The following is a 16,590-nucleotide window of genomic DNA, read 5'->3' as shown; positions in this document are numbered from 1 at the left end:
AGCGTCCCGAATTGGCAGGGAAAGGCTCCACGCGGCAGGCCAAAAGCACCCATGCCGGGCGAGTCCGGCCCCGCCGCCAGCCACGGAGGCTGTTCGTCAACCGCGGCTTTGACTACGCGTGCAGCAAGTTGTAGTCGTTAGAGGCGCCTGCTCCCTGACCTGTTCGCCGGGCAAACGAGTCAGAGAGCAGGCCTTTGGTCAGCGGCACGGCAGCAAAGAATTCAGGCGATCAAACAGCTGGCCAGCGCGCGCGATCGTTGCTGCGTCGATTTCCGGGGCTAGTACTTCCTGCTCGCGAAGGAGGACTGCTGCCGACTTGTAGTTGTTTTCCCTGTCAAGTCCCGCGTGTCGTGGATGTCTGCCAGCTGGAGGCTTTGGTCGAAGCGCTGGCTAAGGGCTGTCCCGTAATCCCCAGCGGGCGCACGACGACAGCTACGGCACCTCGCAGCGTTGTCGGGTTCGCCCGAATACGCCCAGTATGAGGACGACCCTCCGCCTTGCGATGCACCGCATCTGACGCCGCGCGCTGACCAGCCGGGGATTACGGGACAGCCCTTAGCTTCCATATGGAGGCAGGCCAATGGCTTCACCCAAACCGAGGAAGAGAACTTCTTCAACACTCAGCGGCAAAAGACATCGGCAACACAGCGCGGTGCGGTATTCAAAGGGAGTTTCTTCATTGCTGTAGCTTGAGCCCACTCTCCAGCCGATCACAGCACGTTCCTCGCACGCAGGGCAGGTCTCAGCACTCAGCTGACTTAGGTCCTTATCGGGTGTTTCCTGAATCAACTTGAACAGATTCATTGTGGGAATCATGCGGATCACTCCTGCCTCTTCAGGCATTCTGACCGCTTCGACCTTCGGGCCAATACCCAGGTAGCCTTCAATGTCTTCGGGAAGCTCACCCCGACGATACGCGTCCCGAAAGTGCTCAATCCGGCGCCTCAGCACCTCACCCAGCTTCGTGGCGTGGGCCTCTACGAATCGCTTCCGAACAGCATCGTGCGGATACCAATAGGTGTAGACGTCATTCGTCAGGTGGGGCAGGATGGCTTCAGCGAGCCGGATGCATGTCGTCGTGATCTCTCTGGCCATACTCGGGTCGTGGATCCCGCAGTGAGCCACGCCATTCCGGGCGTTCGCCACCACCCTAACTTCAGCATGGTCGACCGTCAGTGGGGAAACCAGCTGAGCGACCCTGGCATACGCTTCCGGCAGTGCGATACTCCTGAATGCGGTGAGGCTCGTTTCCCTTGCCTTGTCTCCGTGTCCGACAGCATGAAGCAGGGAGGTGAAGTCCTTGCCCTCTGCCAAGAGGGCTGGGTGAAGTCCCGCGAGGTACGACTTCAAGAGGTGCTCACAGGCCACGGCGGCATGGTGCACGGCTATATCTGCGTCCTCGGGACGGCTCAGCGCGGACAGCGCCATGCCCATCCAGCGGCGGGACGATTCCAGGAGATCTCGCGAGTCCATGAACGGCGACTCTAGTGAGCGCGGTTCCGTCTGCTCAAGGGATATTCAGGGCAGGGGTCGCTGGTCCAGCGACGCCTGCCCTGACATGTCATCCGCTTATAGTCTTTCGCGCTCGCGTCGGTGGAGTCCAACTTGCCGTCCCTGTCGTGTGACTGTCTCGCGCACAGCTTCGGCAACGCGACGGACGGGCCGCAGCGGGTGCGGTGTTACGGCTCGGACATGACGGACGCGGAATGGCAGGTCGCCCGGGGGGCCTGCCGGTGCCCGCGTGGCTCGAAGGGCGGGGCGGCCGGCCGGAGAGTTATTGCCACCGTGTAAGCCTGGACGCAGTGCGCTACATGGTCGACAACGGCGTGAAGTGGGCCAACGTGCCTGCTGATTTCCCTCCTGGTGTGGGCGGATGGCGGCTACGCCGGGCGGCTGGTCGACTGCGCTGCCGAGAAGTACCGGCTCACCCCGGAGATCGTCAGACGCTCCGACGACATGACGGGGTTCGTGGTGCTGCCGCGCAGGTGGGTGGTGGAAAGAACGCTCAGCTGGCTGATGCGCTCGCGCCGCCTGGTGCGCGACTACGAGACCTCGGCCGCCATGCACGAGGCCATGGTGCTGTGGTCCATGACCATGCTCATGAGCGGCCGCCTGGCCGGGCGCCGCCCCGGTGCCTTCAGCCTGGCGACGCCCCGGGCACGGTGAACACCCCCACCTGCCGAGCCCACCCCCGCTCCACCAGGCGTTTCGCCTTCGACCGCACCCCTTGGGCCTTCGCCGGGACCACCTGAAGCCCCAGGGCCACAGCCAACTGCCGGCAGGGCATGCCCTCCCGGCCCGCTTCCGACTCCAGCACCGACGCGATCCGTTGGTAGTCCGGCGCCGGGACCGACACCGCCACGCCTTCGGTCCGGCGCGGCACCACCGAGCCCGCCACCGCGCTGCGCACCGCTTCCGCCACCGTGGCAGGAGGCTCGGCCAGTACCTCGGCCACCGTTGCATGGGCATCCGTCAGACGTTGAAGCGCGCGTTCCGCCTCGCCGAGGGCGGTCTGCACCCGCTCGGCCTCCTCCTGCAACCGTGCGACCTCTTCCCGGACCTTCTTCTCCCGGGCTTCCAGCAGACCGAGCACCGACGGCACCAGCCACCTCCACGAGCGATGCGAGCAAACGAACCGTCCCCGTCACTCCCGCCACCAGACGGAATTCATGCCCACCCAGCCCGAGCCAACCGATCACGTTCGGAAAGCGGATGACGTCTCAGGTGCCAACTTCGCGAACCCCGACCGGCACAGGTACAGGCTCAGCAGTTCGTCGATCCGGTAATCCGGCGATAGCAGGATCGGGTCTCCCGGATGGATCCCGAGCCGAGCCCGAGGACCTCACCGAACTGCTCCGAGCTGCCAGCGGGGCCGACCGGCCGACAGATAATCCCTTCTTCGGACCTACCGAGTGCCCTGCTGCGGCGGGGCACCCGGCTGACCGCCACAGTGCGGCCTCTACCAGCGATTCTCGGCCGCACCAAGCCCCGGATTTGCCGGACGCTCTGCCCACCGGCCCACCTCCACCAGGTCCTTCACCACCTCTGCCCCGGAGACTTCCGTGCCTACCTCGATCACCATCACGTCCGAGTTCAGCGGCAGCGTCGTCGCCAAGGGCGCTACCGATGACCTCTCCGCGCAGCTCCTCCGCCACGCCGGTTTCAAGCAGATCGACGACTGGCACGGCCGACGCCATCGCCTTCCCACCACCACTCCCCTCGCCGACCGGGTCGCCATCGCCACCCACGCGGCCGAGATGCTCCGAGCCGCTCGCTATGACGTCACCCTTCCGCCCTCTCTCGACACGGCCCGGATGAGCCCCCCGGTGCATGCCCTCGGGCCCTACGCCGCCGGAGCCGAACTTCTCAGCATCACGGACAAGATCCGTGCGGCCGAGGACGGGGCCAGCCTTCAGCGCGCAGTCGACCACCTCCTTCACCCCGAGCACGGTGCCCTGGAGCGTGTCCGGGAGGCTCTGGAAGCGGCGGGAGAACAGGTCAACGACCTGGACGACGGCGCGTATGCGCTCGCTGACCGGTTCGGCTTCGCCTCGGAGTTCGTCAGCTCGGCCCAGTCTGAACTTGTCGAGTCCGAGGCCGAACTACGCCACGTCGGCGCCGCTTCGACGAGTTACTCCGTAGCACGGACCGTGCATGATCACCGTGGTGCCGCTCTGGCCACTTCTCCTGCGGCGGACCAGGCCAAGGTCTCCTCGGCGTCCACATCTCAGACGGCGCCGCTCACTACGTCGGGTTACCCGCCGCGCGCCTCAGCCCCCCGACGGTGACCCGGCCGCTCTCTTCGCCGTCGGCCACCAGTACGTCACGCACCCTCGCTCGACTCACCCGTCAAGGACCACTCACCCGAAGAGGCAGACATGCCCGCGTATTACTCCAGCATCGGCGAGGCCGTCGGTGCGGCCATGCAGCACAACATCCGGCTCGCCCACCGCAGCACGACACCGGGCTCTGACAAGCCGCTGCAGGTCAGGCACCTGCCCAGCGCTTCCGCCGACCCGTACTCGGTCCGCGGGATGATTTCCCGCCTCCACGAGGATGCCTCGCCCGATGAGGTGGCGGGCATCATTGAGGAGGTCAACGGCGCACTGGTCGGGGCTCTGCCCGAGCTGACCGAACTCGTCGCCTCTGCCGCCGACTGGACTCGCGCCCGTCTCGACTTCGACGACCCGCCGCACAATCCGACGTTCGAGACGTGGACCCGACTGGCAGCCGCGTACGGGATGCTTCAGGACGTCCGTGAGCAGTTGGAAGTCGCCGAGGACGGTCTGGCCGCCTGTCCCGCAGAGCGCACGGACCCCCGGCACCACCAGATGGTCAACGTCCTGCGCAGCCAGGAGTTGCTCGACGACGTCCTCGGTGCCGAGGCTGCCCCTGCGCCGTCCGCTGCCCGAAACGCCGATTCAGACCGGCAGCGGGCTGCCCGCGCCTCCTCGCCGCACGCCGGAACATCGCCGTCGACCGGCAGTCCACCAGCTACCGCAGCACCTCCACCCGCGCCTCGTTCTGCCGGCCGACCCCGCTGAAACGTTCCGCTTCAGACCTCCAGGAGTACCCCCATGAGCTGCACGAGAGCCGAGCGCGCCCCGCCCCCGCCCGCTCGCACACCCAAGGAACCGCCGTGCCTTCCCCGCGCACCAACGCGCCCTCGACCTCCACCGGGTCGGACGCGCTCCTCTACCTGCTGTTCGGCGCCCTCGGCGCCGTCATGGCTTTCGGCTCTGTCGCCTGGCTGACCGGAAATCTCACCAATACCTTTGTCGGGAGCGGGACATGGGCCCCCTTCCGCGTCACTGACGCGCTCCTGCACCCGGAGGTGCTGTGGCCGACCTTGAGCACCAGCATGCTGATGGTCGGTGCCCGCGTCGTACCCGGCCTCTTCACCGTGGCCCTGGTCGTCACCACTGCGGTGCTGTGGATGCGCTGGCGTGCCGGCTCCAAGTCCGGCCTCGCCCGCAAGGCGGACCTGGCGCCGCTGCTGGACAAGGAGATCGTCGCCAAGGCGAAGAGCCTGCGCCCGAGCCTGGGCGGCCGGGAGAGTAAAAGAGGTCCCGCCCGCTGATCGCGGCATCCTGCTCGGCACCCTCGATCCCGGTCGGGCGGAGGTCCGCGCGTCCTGGGAGGACGTGATCGTCGCGATCATGGCCCCACGTTCCGGCAACACGTCCGGGCTGGCGATCCCCGCGATCCTCTCGGCACCGGGTCCAGTCCTGCTCACCAGTAACAAGGCCGCGAACGACGCCTTTACCGCGACGGTGGACGCCCGCGCCGAGGTCGGCACGGTCTGGACTCTCGATCCGCAGCAGATCGCCCACCACCCGCGCGAGATGTGGTGGGACATCCTCGCTGACGCCCGTGATCTCGCCGGGGCGAAGAGGCTGGCGGGGCACTTCGTGACGGCGAGCGTGGACGAGTCCAGCGGCTCCGACTTCTGGTCGACCGCCGCGAGCAACACCCTCGGCGCCCTCTTCCTCGCCGCCGCTTCCCACCGACGGCCGATCACCGATGTCCTGGCCTGGCTCGCGATGCCGGCCGACCGCACCCCGGTGGACCTGCTCACCGACGCCGGCCACCATGCCGTCGCCGCCCAGCTCCAGGGTACCGTCTCCGGCGCGACCGAAACCCGCGACGGAATCTATGAGACCGCGAGGCAGTACGCGAGCTGCCTGCTCGACCCGGACGTCGCCGCCTGGGTCACCCCGAACGGCGACCTCCCAGAGTTCCAGCCGTTCACCTTCGCCACGTCCCGCGACACCCTGTACCTGCTGAGCAAGGACGGCGGCGGCAGTGCGTCCGCGATCATCGCGGCGGCGGCCGACGCCGTGATGCGCGCGGCCGTGATCGTCGCCGAGCGCTCAGGCGGACGACTCGACCCGCCCGCCCTGTGCGTCCTCGACGAGGCCGCGAACGTCTGCCGCATCAGCGACCTCCCCGACCTCTACTCGCACCTGGGCAGCCGAGGCGTCATCCCGATGACGATCCTGCAGTCCTACCGTCAGGGTCAGCGGTGCTGGGGCGAGGCCGGTATGGACGCCCTGTACTCCGCCGCCACCATCAAGATCATCGGATCGGGCATCGACGACGCGGACTTCGCCGACCGGCTCAGCCGTCAGGTAGGCGATCACGACGTCCAGACCACCTCGGTGTCGACGAGCGAGGGCGGCAAATCCACTTCGGTGAGCATGCGCACCGAGCGGATCCTGCCTCCGGACGCCATCCGCGCCCTGCCCAAGGGCAAGGTGCTGCTACTGGCCACCGGCATCCGGGTCGCCATGCTCAACCTCAAGCCCTGGTACAAGGAGCCCTCCGCCAAGGTCGTCGGGCCTGCCTCCGCACGTGCCACGAAAGCGATCACCGAGCGTGCCCTCGCGAAGAGCATCGGCCAGGACGATCTTGGACTGTCGGCATGAGGGCGCCCACACCACAGCAGGGGCGGTTGGCCCACGCTCCCGTCGTTCTGCTCGGTGGCCGGTGGTGGCTTGACGGCGGTGCCGGCCCGATCCCCGCCTCCGACCCTGCCTTCACCGCTGCCCTGAACGACTTCGCCCTGTCGATGGCCGCTGCCGACCGGGCAGTCGCCAACCTCCATATCCGGCAGGACGAGACGCCCTCCGTTGATCCCGGCGGCATGCGGTGAACCCGCTGATGAGTGCCGAGCAGGCGGTCCTCGGAGCCGTGCTCCTCGACCCCGAGCAGCTCACGCACCTGGAGTGGCTCGCTGCGGGCCACTTCTATCGGCCCGTCCATCAGGCGCTGTTCGACGCTCTCCGCAAGCTGCGCGACGACGGGCACCCCGCGCTCCCGGCCGACGGTCCGTTGCCGCTGTCGTGGGTGACCGACGCGGTCGGGGAGGCCGGACAGCACGTGCGCGGGCTGACCGCGGCGTACGCCCACACCCTGATCCAGGCGTGTCCCCGAACCGAGCACGCCCCGGTGTACGGCCGCATGGTGCTGGAGGGGGCGATTCACCGGACCGTCGCCCAGCATGCGATCCGTCTCCACCAGGCGGCTCGGGCCGACGCAGTCCAGGGCGAGGTCGAGGGAGCGTTGCGTACGGCGGACGCCCTGGCCGGCGTACTCACCGATCTTGCGCGTCGCTGGGGAACCGATCCTCGACCGGTCCCACCCACCGCCGGGCCTTCCGCCGCCACGGACACCCTGCCTCCAGCACGGAGCGACCAGGTCGCCGAGGACGAGCGGTTCCTCCTGGCCGTACTCGCCGAACAGCCGGGGGCCATGGGCGAGGTGGTGGCCTGGCTGCGTCCGGGAGACTTCGCCGACCCGGCCCACGGGCAGCTCTACCGGTGCCTGGGCGCGCTGCACCACCGGGGTGAACCCATGGACCGGATCACCCTGCTCTGGGAGGCCCAGCGACGCGGTCTGCTGGCCGACGGCACTGTGTCGAGCGAGCAGTTGGCCTCCGTGTGCGAAGGCATGGTCCCCGGCAGCGCTGACTGGTTCGGGCAGCGGGTGATGCGCTCCTCCGTCACCCGCACCGCCGCAGCCTCCGCGCGAGCCATCCGGACCCTGGCTCAGGACGAGGTTCTGGGGCCCGGCCGGCTGATCAACCACGCCCTGCATGCGCTCGGTCCTCTCTACGAGGTCCGCACCCGCTGGGCTACCGCGATCGGCGGACCGGTTCCGAAGGCCACGGCACCCGCTGCGCCGACGGTCGATCCGCCGCCCGACCGAGTCAAGGCCGCCCGCGCCCGCAGCACATCCCGCCCAGCTGCGTCACCCCCAGCCCCGGCCAGCCGTCTCCCCACGCTGTCAGCAGGCCGACCACCCTCGCGCGGCCACCCGTGAGACGCCCTCCCCACCAGCCCACTTCTGCCCCTGGAACTCGTCTTGATCTACCCCGTCTCCACAGCCGCGCCGTACCTACGCGCCTTGGACCCGAGCCTCGCCGCCCCGTTGCGCTCTCCGTTGATCGGGTCTCTCTGCTCGGGGTACGGCGGCCTCGACCTGGGCGTGCAGGCCGCTCTCGGCGGCACCCTGGCCTGGCACGCCGAGGTGGACCCGAACGCCTCACGCATCCTGGCCCGCCACTGGCCCGGCGTCCCCAACCTGGGCGATATCACCGCCGTCGACTGGTCCACCGCCCGTCGGGTGTGCGTCCTGACGGCCGGCTTCCCCTGTCAAAGACGTCTCCGTTGCCGGCCGCCGGGCCGGACTCAACGCCCAGACCCGCTCCGGGCTCTGGCTGCACGTCGCCCGTGCGGTCGAGGCCCTCCGACCCTGCCTGGTTGTGATCGAGAATGTGCGCGGCCTCCTCACCTCCCCCGCCGGTTCCCCTGGCGACGTGGAATTCTGCCCGTGGTGTCTGGGAGACACCGCAGGTCAGCCTGCTCTGCGGGCACTCGGTGCCGTACTCGGATCCCTGGCCGACATCGGGTACGACGCGAAGTGGCTCGTGCTTCGCGCCTCCGACGTCGGGGCCCCGCACCGCCGCGAGCGGACCTTCCTCGCCGCCTGGCCCGCCGGGCACCCTGCTGAAGACGCCGACCAGCAACATCGGGAAGAACGGCGGCTCGCAGCATCCGTCGAAGAGGAAGAGCGGGGGGCACGGTCCGAACCTGGCCGACGAGGTCGAGTGGCTGCTGCTGCCGACCCCGAAGGCGTCGGACGGAATCAAGGGCTCGCCGAACCAGCGGCACGGCAATGGCGACATGACACTGCCCAGCGCGGCGGCGTCGCTGCTGCCCACGCCGAGGGCCAGCGACACGGGCACCCCGGGCCGCCGCCCGGGGAAGGGATGGCGACCTCCCTTGTCAGCGGTGGTCCTGCCCCTCTGGGCGGAGGAGGCACCGGAGGCAGGGGCGCGGACCGGCGATGGGGAGCGTACGGATCCGCCATCACCCGATGGGAGAGGCTCACCCGTCCTGCTCCGGCTCCCACGGACGCGGCCGGTCGGCTCCGCTCGGACTTCGTGGAGTGGATGCAGGGCCTCGATGCCGGCTGGGTCACCGCGACTCCGGGGCTCGGCCGTCCCGCGCAGCTCACCGCACTCGGCAACGGCGTCGTCCCGCAACAGGCCGCGCGTGCCTAGCAGTTGCTGGCACCGCCCTTCCCTCGCTGTCACCGCTGCGCCAGCCGATAGCGCTCTACTACCGCGTTCTTCCGGCCGGACCAAACCGCTAATTCTCCGGATCCTCTCGGGCATGTCGCCGTCTCACAGATGGAGCACACCCTCATGGCCGACACCAGCCCGACCGCCCCCGGCCCCGAGCCGTACCGCGTCCCGGACGCAGACCTCGACGACCTCGCCAGCACCCTCGCCAAGACCATGGCCGAGGTCAAGCAGCACGGCGTCATCCTCGACCGCCTCGGCTCCGAACCCGAATCCACCGGCAGTCAGCCGATGGACGGCGTTCCGGAAACCGAGGCGGCCGACAGCAAGAAGGCCGACGGCCCCGCCTCGGTGTTCATCCTCGCTCTGGGCGGCGAGGCGTACGCCGTCGAACTCGCCGCCCTCAACGACTGGGTGAACTACCTCTTCCTGCCGGTGTACGGCCGGGAGATCAGCACGAGCCGTCCCTGGTGCGCGCACTGGCATGACCACCCCGAGGCCGTCGCTCGGCTGCACGCGCTCTGGCTCGCCTGGCAGCAGTTCACCGACACGGAGGCCGGTCTGTCCGGCCCGTCGACCTGGCACCGCGACCATCTGGACCAGACCCTGGTGCACCTGCGTGCACCCGACGGACCCTTCGCGGCCTGCACGACCAGCGCAACTCGACCCAACCACCGGGTGCTGGCCACCCCGGCGCCCGAGCAGTCGGGGGTGGCGGCGTGAACAACACCCTCGACTTCGACCTCGACGATCTCGCGCCGGTCGACGACGACTCCGAGGAGGCGATGGAGGCCCTCTGGTCTGGCGACTTGACGGTGCTGTCCCAGCACCACACCAAGCCCAACGGTTCGCACAGCTTCGTCCTCGCCCATGACCGATCGGTCACCTGGGGGATACCCGGCGAGCCACAGCTCGTTGCGATCGCTGTCGCTCGGGATCTGCGGCAGTCCACGTTCACCTTCGAGACGAGTCACCACGCCACGGCGTCCTTCGCCCAGAACTGGCTGGCAGAACGCGGCTGCCCTCTCGACCGGATCGCCCTGCGCGGTGGCGACTACATCGAGCCCGCCGACGACCTCACCGTCCAGGTGGAACAGCAGATCCAGAAGTCGGGCACCCGTTACGAGGTCCTCGACACCTACACCTCCGACGACCGTCCCGGCGAGGCGTGGACACTCGTCAACGACTCCCAGGCCACCCAGGCACCGGTTCGCCTCTTCTTCTAGGAGTGGAACCACGATGCCGGCACGTACACGATGCGCGAGGGCGCCTTCCCCGACGTCGGCGTCGCCCAGACCTGGCTGGACGAGCGCAGCGAACCGCTGCCCGAGCCTCCGGAGTACAGCGACCACAACGGTGCTGTCGTCCGGGCCCGCATCGCCCGCATCGCCCTTTCCCGATCCGCCGGTACCTCTCCGACACCGCAGACCGGTCTCGACGCGCCCCGCGCGACCGCGGCGGTGCCGGTTCAGCGCGCGGTCCAGGGGAGGCTGCTGTGAGCCGCGCCCGTTTCGCCTTCGCCGCGCACCCTGACGCCATCACCGACCTGCGCGAACTCCCTTCTGGGATACGCGATTTGGCCTTGTTGGAGCTACAGAACCTGGTCCACGGAAGCGACGACTGCTTGCCCTTGAAGGGCCGACTCGCCGGCTTCCACAAGGTGTACGTCGACCCGGAGGTCGCCTACCGGCTGGTCATCCAGTTCCGTCAGGCCCCACCGACCTCGACTCACAAGCGCGAGATCTACCTCGTAGCCGCTGGCAGCCGGAAGGACTACGCGGTCTACCGCACGGCCCACCTGCGGACCGGCCCCCAGCAAGAGGTCGGCCCGGACTCCGCCACGGAGGCCCGCGTGCAGGCCGCCCGGTCCCGCTCGACGCTCACCGCCGAACGGCCGACAGCAGGCCGCGCGACTACCCCGTCAACAGCGCCGCCCTCGGCCATCGCCCCTCGAAAGGTCGCCCAGCGATGACCACGTCGGCGGCGTCCCTGCCGCCGAGTACCCGACGGCTGCCGCCCGCTCCTACCTGCATCCCGTCTTGGGGCCGCTGGCCGCTGGGCCCCGTGTGATCACCGGGCTGAACGACCGGTTCGAGGGCTTCCTGGCCGCCGAGCCACGCCCCGCTGGTTCGGCGGGCCTGTTCGCTCTGGCCTCCTACGCCTCCGCGCTGGGGTGGCTCACCGAGTCGTTCGCCGAGCTGACCTCCTCGGTCGACGAGATCTGCACCCGCGTGGGCATCCCCGCGGAGCCCTGCGCAACGATCGGCGCCCCGACTGGCCGAACCGATCAGGACGACGAGTTCGACTTCGCCTTCAGCGCGCTTGAGTTGGAGGCGGTCCGCAACGCAGCCGAGGCCGCCGGCCTCGCGCCGGACGACTACGTCGAGGTTCTCTCCCAGTCACTGCTCGCCGCCGCCCGGATCACCGACGCCTGCATGGAGATCTCCAGCGGCCTGCTCGATGACGCCGATCTGCTCCGCGAAGCGAGCGACCGCCCTCGGCTCGGTGACGATCCCGGGAGCCTGCCCGCTCTGGTCCGCTCCCTGCTCGCCCGGATGGAGGCGACGGAGTGAACCCGTACGACGCAGACACACACCCTGGTCCCTATCTCGTCGTCGAAGTGCTCGGTGTCGGGGACGTCAGCGTGCCCGCCCTCGCGCCTGGTCCGGGGGAGCCGCTGCACCAGGCCGCCACGCGCGTCATCGCAGCCGCGGCGGCGTTGGACGAGCGACACGAGAGCGTGCTCGACGCGGTCCGGCGGTCGCAGCGGCTGCTCGAAGGTGCTGGTCGCGGTGAAGTCGGCCGCGCCCGGGTGTCGTACGCGCTGCTGCGGACCGCACTCCCCGAACTCGGAGACGTTCTGGCGCAGCAAGACCGGGCGTACAGCCAGCTCGTCGAGTCCCTGTCCGCCTACCGTCGGCTTCCTTCCTCGTCCGAGCCTGCACAACGCGCGACCAACAGGGGCCACGGGCAGGGCCAGAGGACGAGGCCCGACCGGGACGACGACTGGGCCGTCGCCGGGCAGCGCGGGCTGGTGGCCCTCGAAGCCGTGGCGGCCGGAGGCGTTCGCTTTCGTCGCAACGCGATCGGCGAGGACCCGTACGTCTCACGGGAGAAGGCCCAGCGGCAGGACCCAGCGGTCTTCCCGCAGACCGTGCAGCGGCTGGTCGCCGACGGGCTACTGCATCAGGACACCACCGAGAGCGTGTACCGGCCCGGCCAGCTCCTCTCGCTCACTTCGCAGGGTGAAGCCGCCTTGCGTGATGGTCGCGCGACGACCTCACGGGTGTCCGCCGCCCTCGGCCGCACCACCACGCAGGCCACGTCAGGCACGCTCGCCGACTCGGTCGCCGCGCCCGCCGCCAGGACCTCCCTCGCGGCCCCCCGCTGACGCTGATCTCATCCCGAAAAGGACCCCACCATGCCTACCGCCGGCCTGCCTCCCACCTTCTCCATCGCTTCCATCGACGCCCAGCGCGTCGAGGAGGCTCTCGCCCGGATCGGACCCAAGTGGACCGCCTGGACCGCGATGACCCTGGCCCAGGTGAACGGGCCTATGCGCGTCCGCGATGTTGCTGCCCAGCTCCCCTTCGTCAGCGAGCAGTTCGTCGGCAAACGGCTGGCCAAGATGCACGCCGACGGACTGGTGGTCCGTGGCTACGACCGACGGGCGGCGCCGTACCGGCTCATCGGCCTCGGCGCGTCTTTGGCCCCCGTGCTCCGCACGGTGTCGGACTGGTCCCGTACCCACGTGACACAGGAGCCGATGGCCGAAGCCGAGCGGGTCGAGGACGCGCTGCGCCGCCTGCACTTTCGGCACTCGACCGGCGTGATTCAGGTACTCGACTCCGCTGAAGGCCCGATGCGATTCGTTCACATCGCCGAGGCGGCCGGCCTGGACAACGGCCTCGCGCGGCAGCGACTCCTGCGGCTTCATGCCGACGGCCTGGTCGCACGGACGGGCTCCCGGCACGGAGACCCTTATGCGCTCACCGATGCCGGCCAGGCGTTGGGGGCCGTCTACGCGAGTGTCGAGCACTGGAGCCAGCCCTTCGCGCTGCGAAGTGAAGCAGCGGCGTCGCGTCCGGTAGACGCAGCTACACGCACCCACGTCGGCATTCCGCTGGGGGCAGGGGCCGACGGCGCCCGGACCGCGGCGGCCCTGCGGCGGAGCGCCACCGCGTCCAACGTCATGTTCAGCGACGCGTCTCGGCCGCAACCGCGGGTGCCGGCAGCCGTGACCGCCCAGTCGGCACCGGGCCGGGGCCGGTGACGGGCGTGAGAACCAGAGGCCACTCGGCGCCGCCACGGCATACGCGTTCGCTCCAGCGACTCCCGCCGCTGCGCACGCGGATCCGCTCCCCTCCTTCGCTTCCGGAGACTCAACCATGCACGCCCCTGATGACCCGTACCAGTACGAAGAGGTACTGGTCAGCCCCATGTATCTTGCTGGTTCCAACGGGACCGGCGAAGCTGGCTTCACACCCGTAGCCCAGTGGCCCCACCAGTACCTCGATGAGGGCCCATGCCAGCTCCTCGTAACCTCTCCCGACCAACGGATTCGGATCGGCTGGTTCGGCGACGACTTCGAGCTGTGGAAGGTCAGCGCAGCCGAGGACGCCTTCTCAGCGCCCCGCTGGACGGCGACGTTCAACCACGTCACCCCGGCCGAGATGGTCGCCGGCCTCACCGCCGCGCTGGTTCAGGACTACGACGAAGCCATCGCTTCCGACACCCTCGGCCGCTTCTTGACGGGGCCAACCGCCCCCTGGAGGGACACCGTCCGGCCGCTGACCGATGCCGGCTGGAACCTTGACGCAGGTGCTGAACTCGGCACCGTCGAGATCATCGCTCCTGACGACCAAGCAGGCATCCTTATCGATCGGCGCGGCTACGGCTCCGACCGCACGACCGTCGAGCTGTGGGCGGGCCCGCCGGGCTGGGGCACTCGTGCCGAAGGGACGTTCACGGCCCGCACCCCGTCCCATTTGATCGCCGCGACCGCCGCTGTGCTGGCGGAGTCGACCCCGGTGGTCCGCGAACGCCACCAAATCGACCGACGTATGCAGCACCTGGTCACGATGATCCCTGTCGCTTCGGTCACGCCGATCCCCGAGGCTCAGGTCTCGCGCGCTCCGACTCCGCTGGACGTACGCCGCACCGCGGTCACCCAGGCCGTACACCGTGCCGCGCGGGCACCACGCACAGCAGCCGACCTACGGGTGATGGCCGCCCAGAGCCGCTCCACGGGTGCGGCGCAGAAGCGGACGGGTCACCCCGCCCCCGCGACCTCTGCCCGGCTGCCGGCCAGCTCGCCGGTGCCACGGCGCGGGCGCTGACGCCCATCCCAAGCCGCACTTCACCCTCGACCGTCCCTGCACAACAGGAGTTCACCGTGCCCACCACGACCATGCTCGACCAGGCCACGGCCATGATCGAGAAAGCCTGGGGCCAGCCCATCGAAGCTCTTAAGGTCTTTGGGGTCCGCCGCCCCAGCGACGACCCGCTCCTGCGCTGCGCCATGCACACCCGAACGGCCTTGGCCATCACGGACAACGCGGTAACCGTTCACCAGGACCGTCTTCACGCCCTGTCCCGGCAGGGGTACGTGCCTGACTTCTACGAACTCGACCGGATCACCGAAACGGCGGTCAGCCTCCGCGTCGCCCACGCGGAGAGCCGTGCGTACCTCCAGGCGATCCGACGCGTGGTGGAGGCTCGGGAGGCCGCCGCACCCGAGGTTGAGGCACCGGCGGTTCGGCTGGCACAGGCCGCTGTCGCCCGCTCCGGGCAGACTCCGCATGACCCGGGGGCCACGCCCGATCCGTCCTCTCCGACGGCCGTCGTCGGGCCGTCGGCCCCCACAGCGGGGCCCCGACGTTGAACGCTTAGCTCCGATTCTCGTCGCGGTGGTCCCCTTCGGCCCGGGGGCCCACCGCGCGGGCCAGCTCCTCCATCGTCAGCTCCACTCGCCGGCCTTCCGCGACCCGGTGCTCCACCGTCTCCTCGTCCGGCCATTGGTCGGGCTGTGCGCCGACTTCCCACTGGCCGTCCGCGACCATCGCGATGTCGCCCACGGTCCAGGGCCGTCCGGCGGCGCGGATCTTGCGCTCCAAGCCGGCGCCGTCCCAGTGTCTGCTCGTCTCAGCCATCGCTGTTGCTCTTCTCTCGCCTGCGGCCCGTCACCGCAACCCATGTAGGACAACCGCGGTGGCCTGTCCATTCCCCGGTCTCCCGTCACCTGCCGACGACCCGAGTTCGCCCACGGCAGACGTCCTCGCTGGGAAACGACTACGCACTTCGGCATGCAGCATGCCAACGTACGGGTGTCAGGAAAACCGCAGGTCAACGGAGGGATCCATCTAACCGTGAGCACCTCTGCCACCCTCCTTCCGGCCGTTGTCCGTCCCACGGCGGACGCTCTCCACTGGCTCTCCGCCGACCACGGTGCGGGCCCGCTTCTGCGTCGGCTGGCTCCCCGAAGACCCGTCGGCCTGGCAGCGCAACATCGTCTGGCACGTCCGGGTGCAGCCCGCCGATGGCGACGCATGGATCCAGGAGTTCGGTCTCCACACCCCCTCCGAGGCCGTTGCCGGATTCCTCGCCGTCCTGGTCACCAACTCCTCGTGCTGACTGCCGATCAGGTCCGCTCATACATCCACCGACGGCTCGACGACTCCACGTCGTCGGGCTGACCAGCCCCGTCAATGTCCACCGTTCACGGAGACTCCCTTGCCCCAGTACCTGACCGTCGGCCACCTGCTCCGCCAGCTCCAGGAACTCGACCCCAGCCTGCCGGTCCGTCTCGCCGTCAACCCCGACTTCCCCTTCGCCCACTTCGTGGGAGCCGCGGTCGTCGTCCGCGACGGCAAGGCGTACATCGCCGACGACGGCCAAGAGGACTACCTCCCGGTAGGGGCGCGCGGCGCCCTCACCTGGGCCTGATCGCTTCTTCACCACCACGGAGGCTTCCATCTCTTCACTGTCGCGACCCGCTCCTCGACTCGCCCTGCACGATGTCGCGGCGCGCCCCATGCCGCATGGCGTGCACAGCGCGCTTCTCCAGCGCATCTCCACGCGCCCCGACGGCCCTCTCAACATCTCCTGGCTCGCTACCGAAACTCCCAGACTCCCCCTCGGGCGCATCCGACTGCGCTGGGAACCCGTATCGCTCAGTGGCTGGGACGTTACGGTGCATCTGGGCCTGACCTCTGCCGACGTGCTCCTCGGTTCCTGGCCCGCCGTCCCGGACGACTGGCCGCGCCTGATCCGTCCGACCCTCTACGAGGTGACCGGCCTGTGCGCCGCCCTCGCTTTCGCCACGGACGCCCTCGACCTCTCGAACAGTCTCGCCGGAGTCTGATAGGCCACCGAACGCGCAGCCGCTGACCTGTACCGCGGCTGGGGCTCGTCAGTGATGCCCTACGGCGTGCTGACTGTGATCGACGCTAATGAGCTTGCCACTGGATCTCAGCCGTTCCCACGCCTCTGTGGCATCGAAA

Annotated in this window: 19 protein-coding genes and 4 pseudogenes; 20 read left to right on the top strand and 3 right to left on the bottom strand. The window is 69.3% G+C overall.

Features of this window, described 5'->3' with window-relative positions; genetic code table 11:
• Nucleotides 1-555: 555 nt before the first annotated feature.
• Nucleotides 556-1,473, bottom strand: coding sequence for a hypothetical protein (locus ACF073_RS05520; RefSeq protein WP_392067045.1), 918 nt, complete (start codon nucleotides 1,471-1,473; stop codon nucleotides 556-558).
• A gap of 390 nt (nucleotides 1,474-1,863) precedes the next feature.
• Between ACF073_RS05520 and ACF073_RS05515 the strand changes: the two genes are divergently transcribed.
• Nucleotides 1,864-2,166: a transposase gene (locus ACF073_RS05515; RefSeq protein WP_392067044.1), complete on the top strand. Its 303-nt coding sequence runs from the start codon at nucleotides 1,864-1,866 to the stop codon at nucleotides 2,164-2,166.
• Here ACF073_RS05515 and ACF073_RS05510 read toward each other — a convergent pair.
• On the bottom strand, nucleotides 2,138-2,602 hold the full coding sequence (locus tag ACF073_RS05510; RefSeq protein WP_392067043.1) for a hypothetical protein: 465 nt from the start codon (nucleotides 2,600-2,602) through the stop codon (nucleotides 2,138-2,140). The two genes, ACF073_RS05515 and ACF073_RS05510, sit on opposite strands and share 29 nt — an antisense overlap.
• A 460-nt stretch (nucleotides 2,603-3,062) precedes the next feature.
• Between ACF073_RS05510 and ACF073_RS05505 the strand changes: the two genes are divergently transcribed.
• From ACF073_RS05505 to ACF073_RS05430, 16 genes and pseudogenes are all read left to right on the top strand, one after another.
• The gene (locus ACF073_RS05505) at nucleotides 3,063-3,788 is read left to right on the top strand and encodes a hypothetical protein (protein ID WP_392067042.1); all 726 of its coding nucleotides are present in this window, start codon (nucleotides 3,063-3,065) and stop codon (nucleotides 3,786-3,788) included.
• Nucleotides 3,789-3,878: 90 nt separating this feature from the next.
• On the top strand, nucleotides 3,879-4,544 hold the full coding sequence (locus tag ACF073_RS05500; protein ID WP_392067041.1) for a hypothetical protein: 666 nt from the start codon (nucleotides 3,879-3,881) through the stop codon (nucleotides 4,542-4,544).
• 95 nt (nucleotides 4,545-4,639) lie between these two features.
• Nucleotides 4,640-6,428 (top strand): annotated as a pseudogene (locus ACF073_RS05495) (type IV secretory system conjugative DNA transfer family protein).
• Nucleotides 6,425-6,655 (top strand): hypothetical protein, encoded by a 231-nt coding sequence (locus ACF073_RS05490; protein WP_392067040.1) that lies wholly within the window; start codon nucleotides 6,425-6,427, stop codon nucleotides 6,653-6,655. Before ACF073_RS05495 ends, ACF073_RS05490 begins: the two are co-directional and overlap by 4 nt.
• Complete coding sequence (locus ACF073_RS05485; RefSeq protein ID WP_392067039.1) at nucleotides 6,652-7,824, top strand: DnaB-like helicase N-terminal domain-containing protein; 1,173 nt, start codon at nucleotides 6,652-6,654, stop codon at nucleotides 7,822-7,824. The genes ACF073_RS05490 and ACF073_RS05485 overlap by 4 nt, the downstream gene beginning before the upstream one ends.
• Nucleotides 7,825-7,989: 165 nt before the next feature.
• A pseudogene (locus ACF073_RS05480) lies at nucleotides 7,990-8,100 on the top strand (DNA methyltransferase); the annotation flags it as partial.
• A gap of 121 nt (nucleotides 8,101-8,221) precedes the next feature.
• A pseudogene (locus ACF073_RS05475) lies at nucleotides 8,222-8,452 on the top strand (DNA cytosine methyltransferase); the annotation flags it as partial.
• Nucleotides 8,453-9,211: 759 nt separating this feature from the next.
• Entirely contained in the window at nucleotides 9,212-9,811 is a 600-nt protein-coding gene (locus ACF073_RS05470; protein ID WP_392067038.1) for a DUF4913 domain-containing protein, read from the top strand.
• Complete coding sequence (locus ACF073_RS05465; protein ID WP_392067037.1) at nucleotides 9,808-10,314, top strand: hypothetical protein; 507 nt, start codon at nucleotides 9,808-9,810, stop codon at nucleotides 10,312-10,314. The genes ACF073_RS05470 and ACF073_RS05465 overlap by 4 nt, the downstream gene beginning before the upstream one ends.
• Before the next feature lie 30 nt (nucleotides 10,315-10,344).
• The gene (locus ACF073_RS05460; RefSeq protein WP_392067036.1) at nucleotides 10,345-10,587 is read left to right on the top strand and encodes a hypothetical protein; all 243 of its coding nucleotides are present in this window, start codon (nucleotides 10,345-10,347) and stop codon (nucleotides 10,585-10,587) included.
• Nucleotides 10,584-11,060: a hypothetical protein gene (locus ACF073_RS05455; RefSeq protein ID WP_392067035.1), complete on the top strand. Its 477-nt coding sequence runs from the start codon at nucleotides 10,584-10,586 to the stop codon at nucleotides 11,058-11,060. Before ACF073_RS05460 ends, ACF073_RS05455 begins: the two co-directional genes overlap by 4 nt.
• 4 nt (nucleotides 11,061-11,064) lie before the next feature.
• A pseudogene (locus ACF073_RS05450) lies at nucleotides 11,065-11,661 on the top strand (hypothetical protein); the annotation flags it as partial.
• Entirely contained in the window at nucleotides 11,658-12,479 is an 822-nt protein-coding gene (locus ACF073_RS05445) for a large ATP-binding protein (RefSeq protein WP_392067034.1), read from the top strand. The pseudogene ACF073_RS05450 and the gene ACF073_RS05445, both read left to right, overlap by 4 nt.
• Before the next feature lie 30 nt (nucleotides 12,480-12,509).
• Complete coding sequence (locus tag ACF073_RS05440) at nucleotides 12,510-13,361, top strand: winged helix-turn-helix transcriptional regulator (protein WP_392067033.1); 852 nt, start codon at nucleotides 12,510-12,512, stop codon at nucleotides 13,359-13,361.
• Between the two features lie 115 nt (nucleotides 13,362-13,476).
• The gene (locus ACF073_RS05435; protein WP_392067032.1) at nucleotides 13,477-14,427 is read left to right on the top strand and encodes a DUF317 domain-containing protein; all 951 of its coding nucleotides are present in this window, start codon (nucleotides 13,477-13,479) and stop codon (nucleotides 14,425-14,427) included.
• Between the two features lie 56 nt (nucleotides 14,428-14,483).
• Nucleotides 14,484-14,972 carry a hypothetical protein gene (locus ACF073_RS05430; protein ID WP_392067031.1) on the top strand — a complete coding sequence of 163 codons (489 nt, stop codon included), beginning with the start codon at nucleotides 14,484-14,486 and terminating at the stop codon, nucleotides 14,970-14,972.
• 4 nt (nucleotides 14,973-14,976) lie between these two features.
• Here the strand turns inward: ACF073_RS05430 and ACF073_RS05425 are convergent, their stop codons facing one another.
• Nucleotides 14,977-15,240 (bottom strand): hypothetical protein, encoded by a 264-nt coding sequence (locus ACF073_RS05425; protein ID WP_392067030.1) that lies wholly within the window; start codon nucleotides 15,238-15,240, stop codon nucleotides 14,977-14,979.
• Between the two features lie 247 nt (nucleotides 15,241-15,487).
• Here ACF073_RS05425 and ACF073_RS05420 point away from each other — a divergent pair, with 247 nt between their 5' ends.
• The 3 genes from ACF073_RS05420 (at nucleotide 15,488) to ACF073_RS05410 (ending at nucleotide 16,451) form a co-directional block, all read left to right on the top strand.
• The gene (locus ACF073_RS05420; protein WP_392067029.1) at nucleotides 15,488-15,721 is read left to right on the top strand and encodes a DUF317 domain-containing protein; all 234 of its coding nucleotides are present in this window, start codon (nucleotides 15,488-15,490) and stop codon (nucleotides 15,719-15,721) included.
• Nucleotides 15,722-15,820: 99 nt separating this feature from the next.
• Nucleotides 15,821-16,033 carry a hypothetical protein gene (locus tag ACF073_RS05415; protein WP_392067028.1) on the top strand — a complete coding sequence of 71 codons (213 nt, stop codon included), beginning with the start codon at nucleotides 15,821-15,823 and terminating at the stop codon, nucleotides 16,031-16,033.
• 247 nt (nucleotides 16,034-16,280) lie between these two features.
• Nucleotides 16,281-16,451, top strand: coding sequence for a hypothetical protein (locus ACF073_RS05410; protein WP_392067027.1), 171 nt, complete (start codon nucleotides 16,281-16,283; stop codon nucleotides 16,449-16,451).
• Nucleotides 16,452-16,590 lie beyond the last annotated feature (139 nt).

The organism is Streptomyces sp. NPDC015171 (assembly GCF_043079545.1).
Classification (GTDB): Bacteria; Actinomycetota; Actinomycetes; order Streptomycetales; family Streptomycetaceae; genus Streptomyces.
This window is presented reverse-complemented; position numbering and strand designations above follow the sequence as displayed.

Coding starts and splice junctions, on each gene's coding strand:
- ACF073_RS05520 (WP_392067045.1), bottom strand. CDS start 1,473: ATGGACTCGCGAGATCTCCTGGAATCGTCCCGCCGCTGGATGGGCATG.
- ACF073_RS05490 (WP_392067040.1), top strand. CDS start 6,425: ATGAGGGCGCCCACACCACAGCAGGGGCGGTTGGCCCACGCTCCCGTC.
- ACF073_RS05460 (WP_392067036.1), top strand. CDS start 10,345: ATGCGCGAGGGCGCCTTCCCCGACGTCGGCGTCGCCCAGACCTGGCTG.
- ACF073_RS05440 (WP_392067033.1), top strand. CDS start 12,510: ATGCCTACCGCCGGCCTGCCTCCCACCTTCTCCATCGCTTCCATCGAC.
- ACF073_RS05425 (WP_392067030.1), bottom strand. CDS start 15,240: ATGGCTGAGACGAGCAGACACTGGGACGGCGCCGGCTTGGAGCGCAAG.
- ACF073_RS05470 (WP_392067038.1), top strand. CDS start 9,212: ATGGCCGACACCAGCCCGACCGCCCCCGGCCCCGAGCCGTACCGCGTC.
- ACF073_RS05435 (WP_392067032.1), top strand. CDS start 13,477: ATGCACGCCCCTGATGACCCGTACCAGTACGAAGAGGTACTGGTCAGC.
- ACF073_RS05500 (WP_392067041.1), top strand. CDS start 3,879: ATGCCCGCGTATTACTCCAGCATCGGCGAGGCCGTCGGTGCGGCCATG.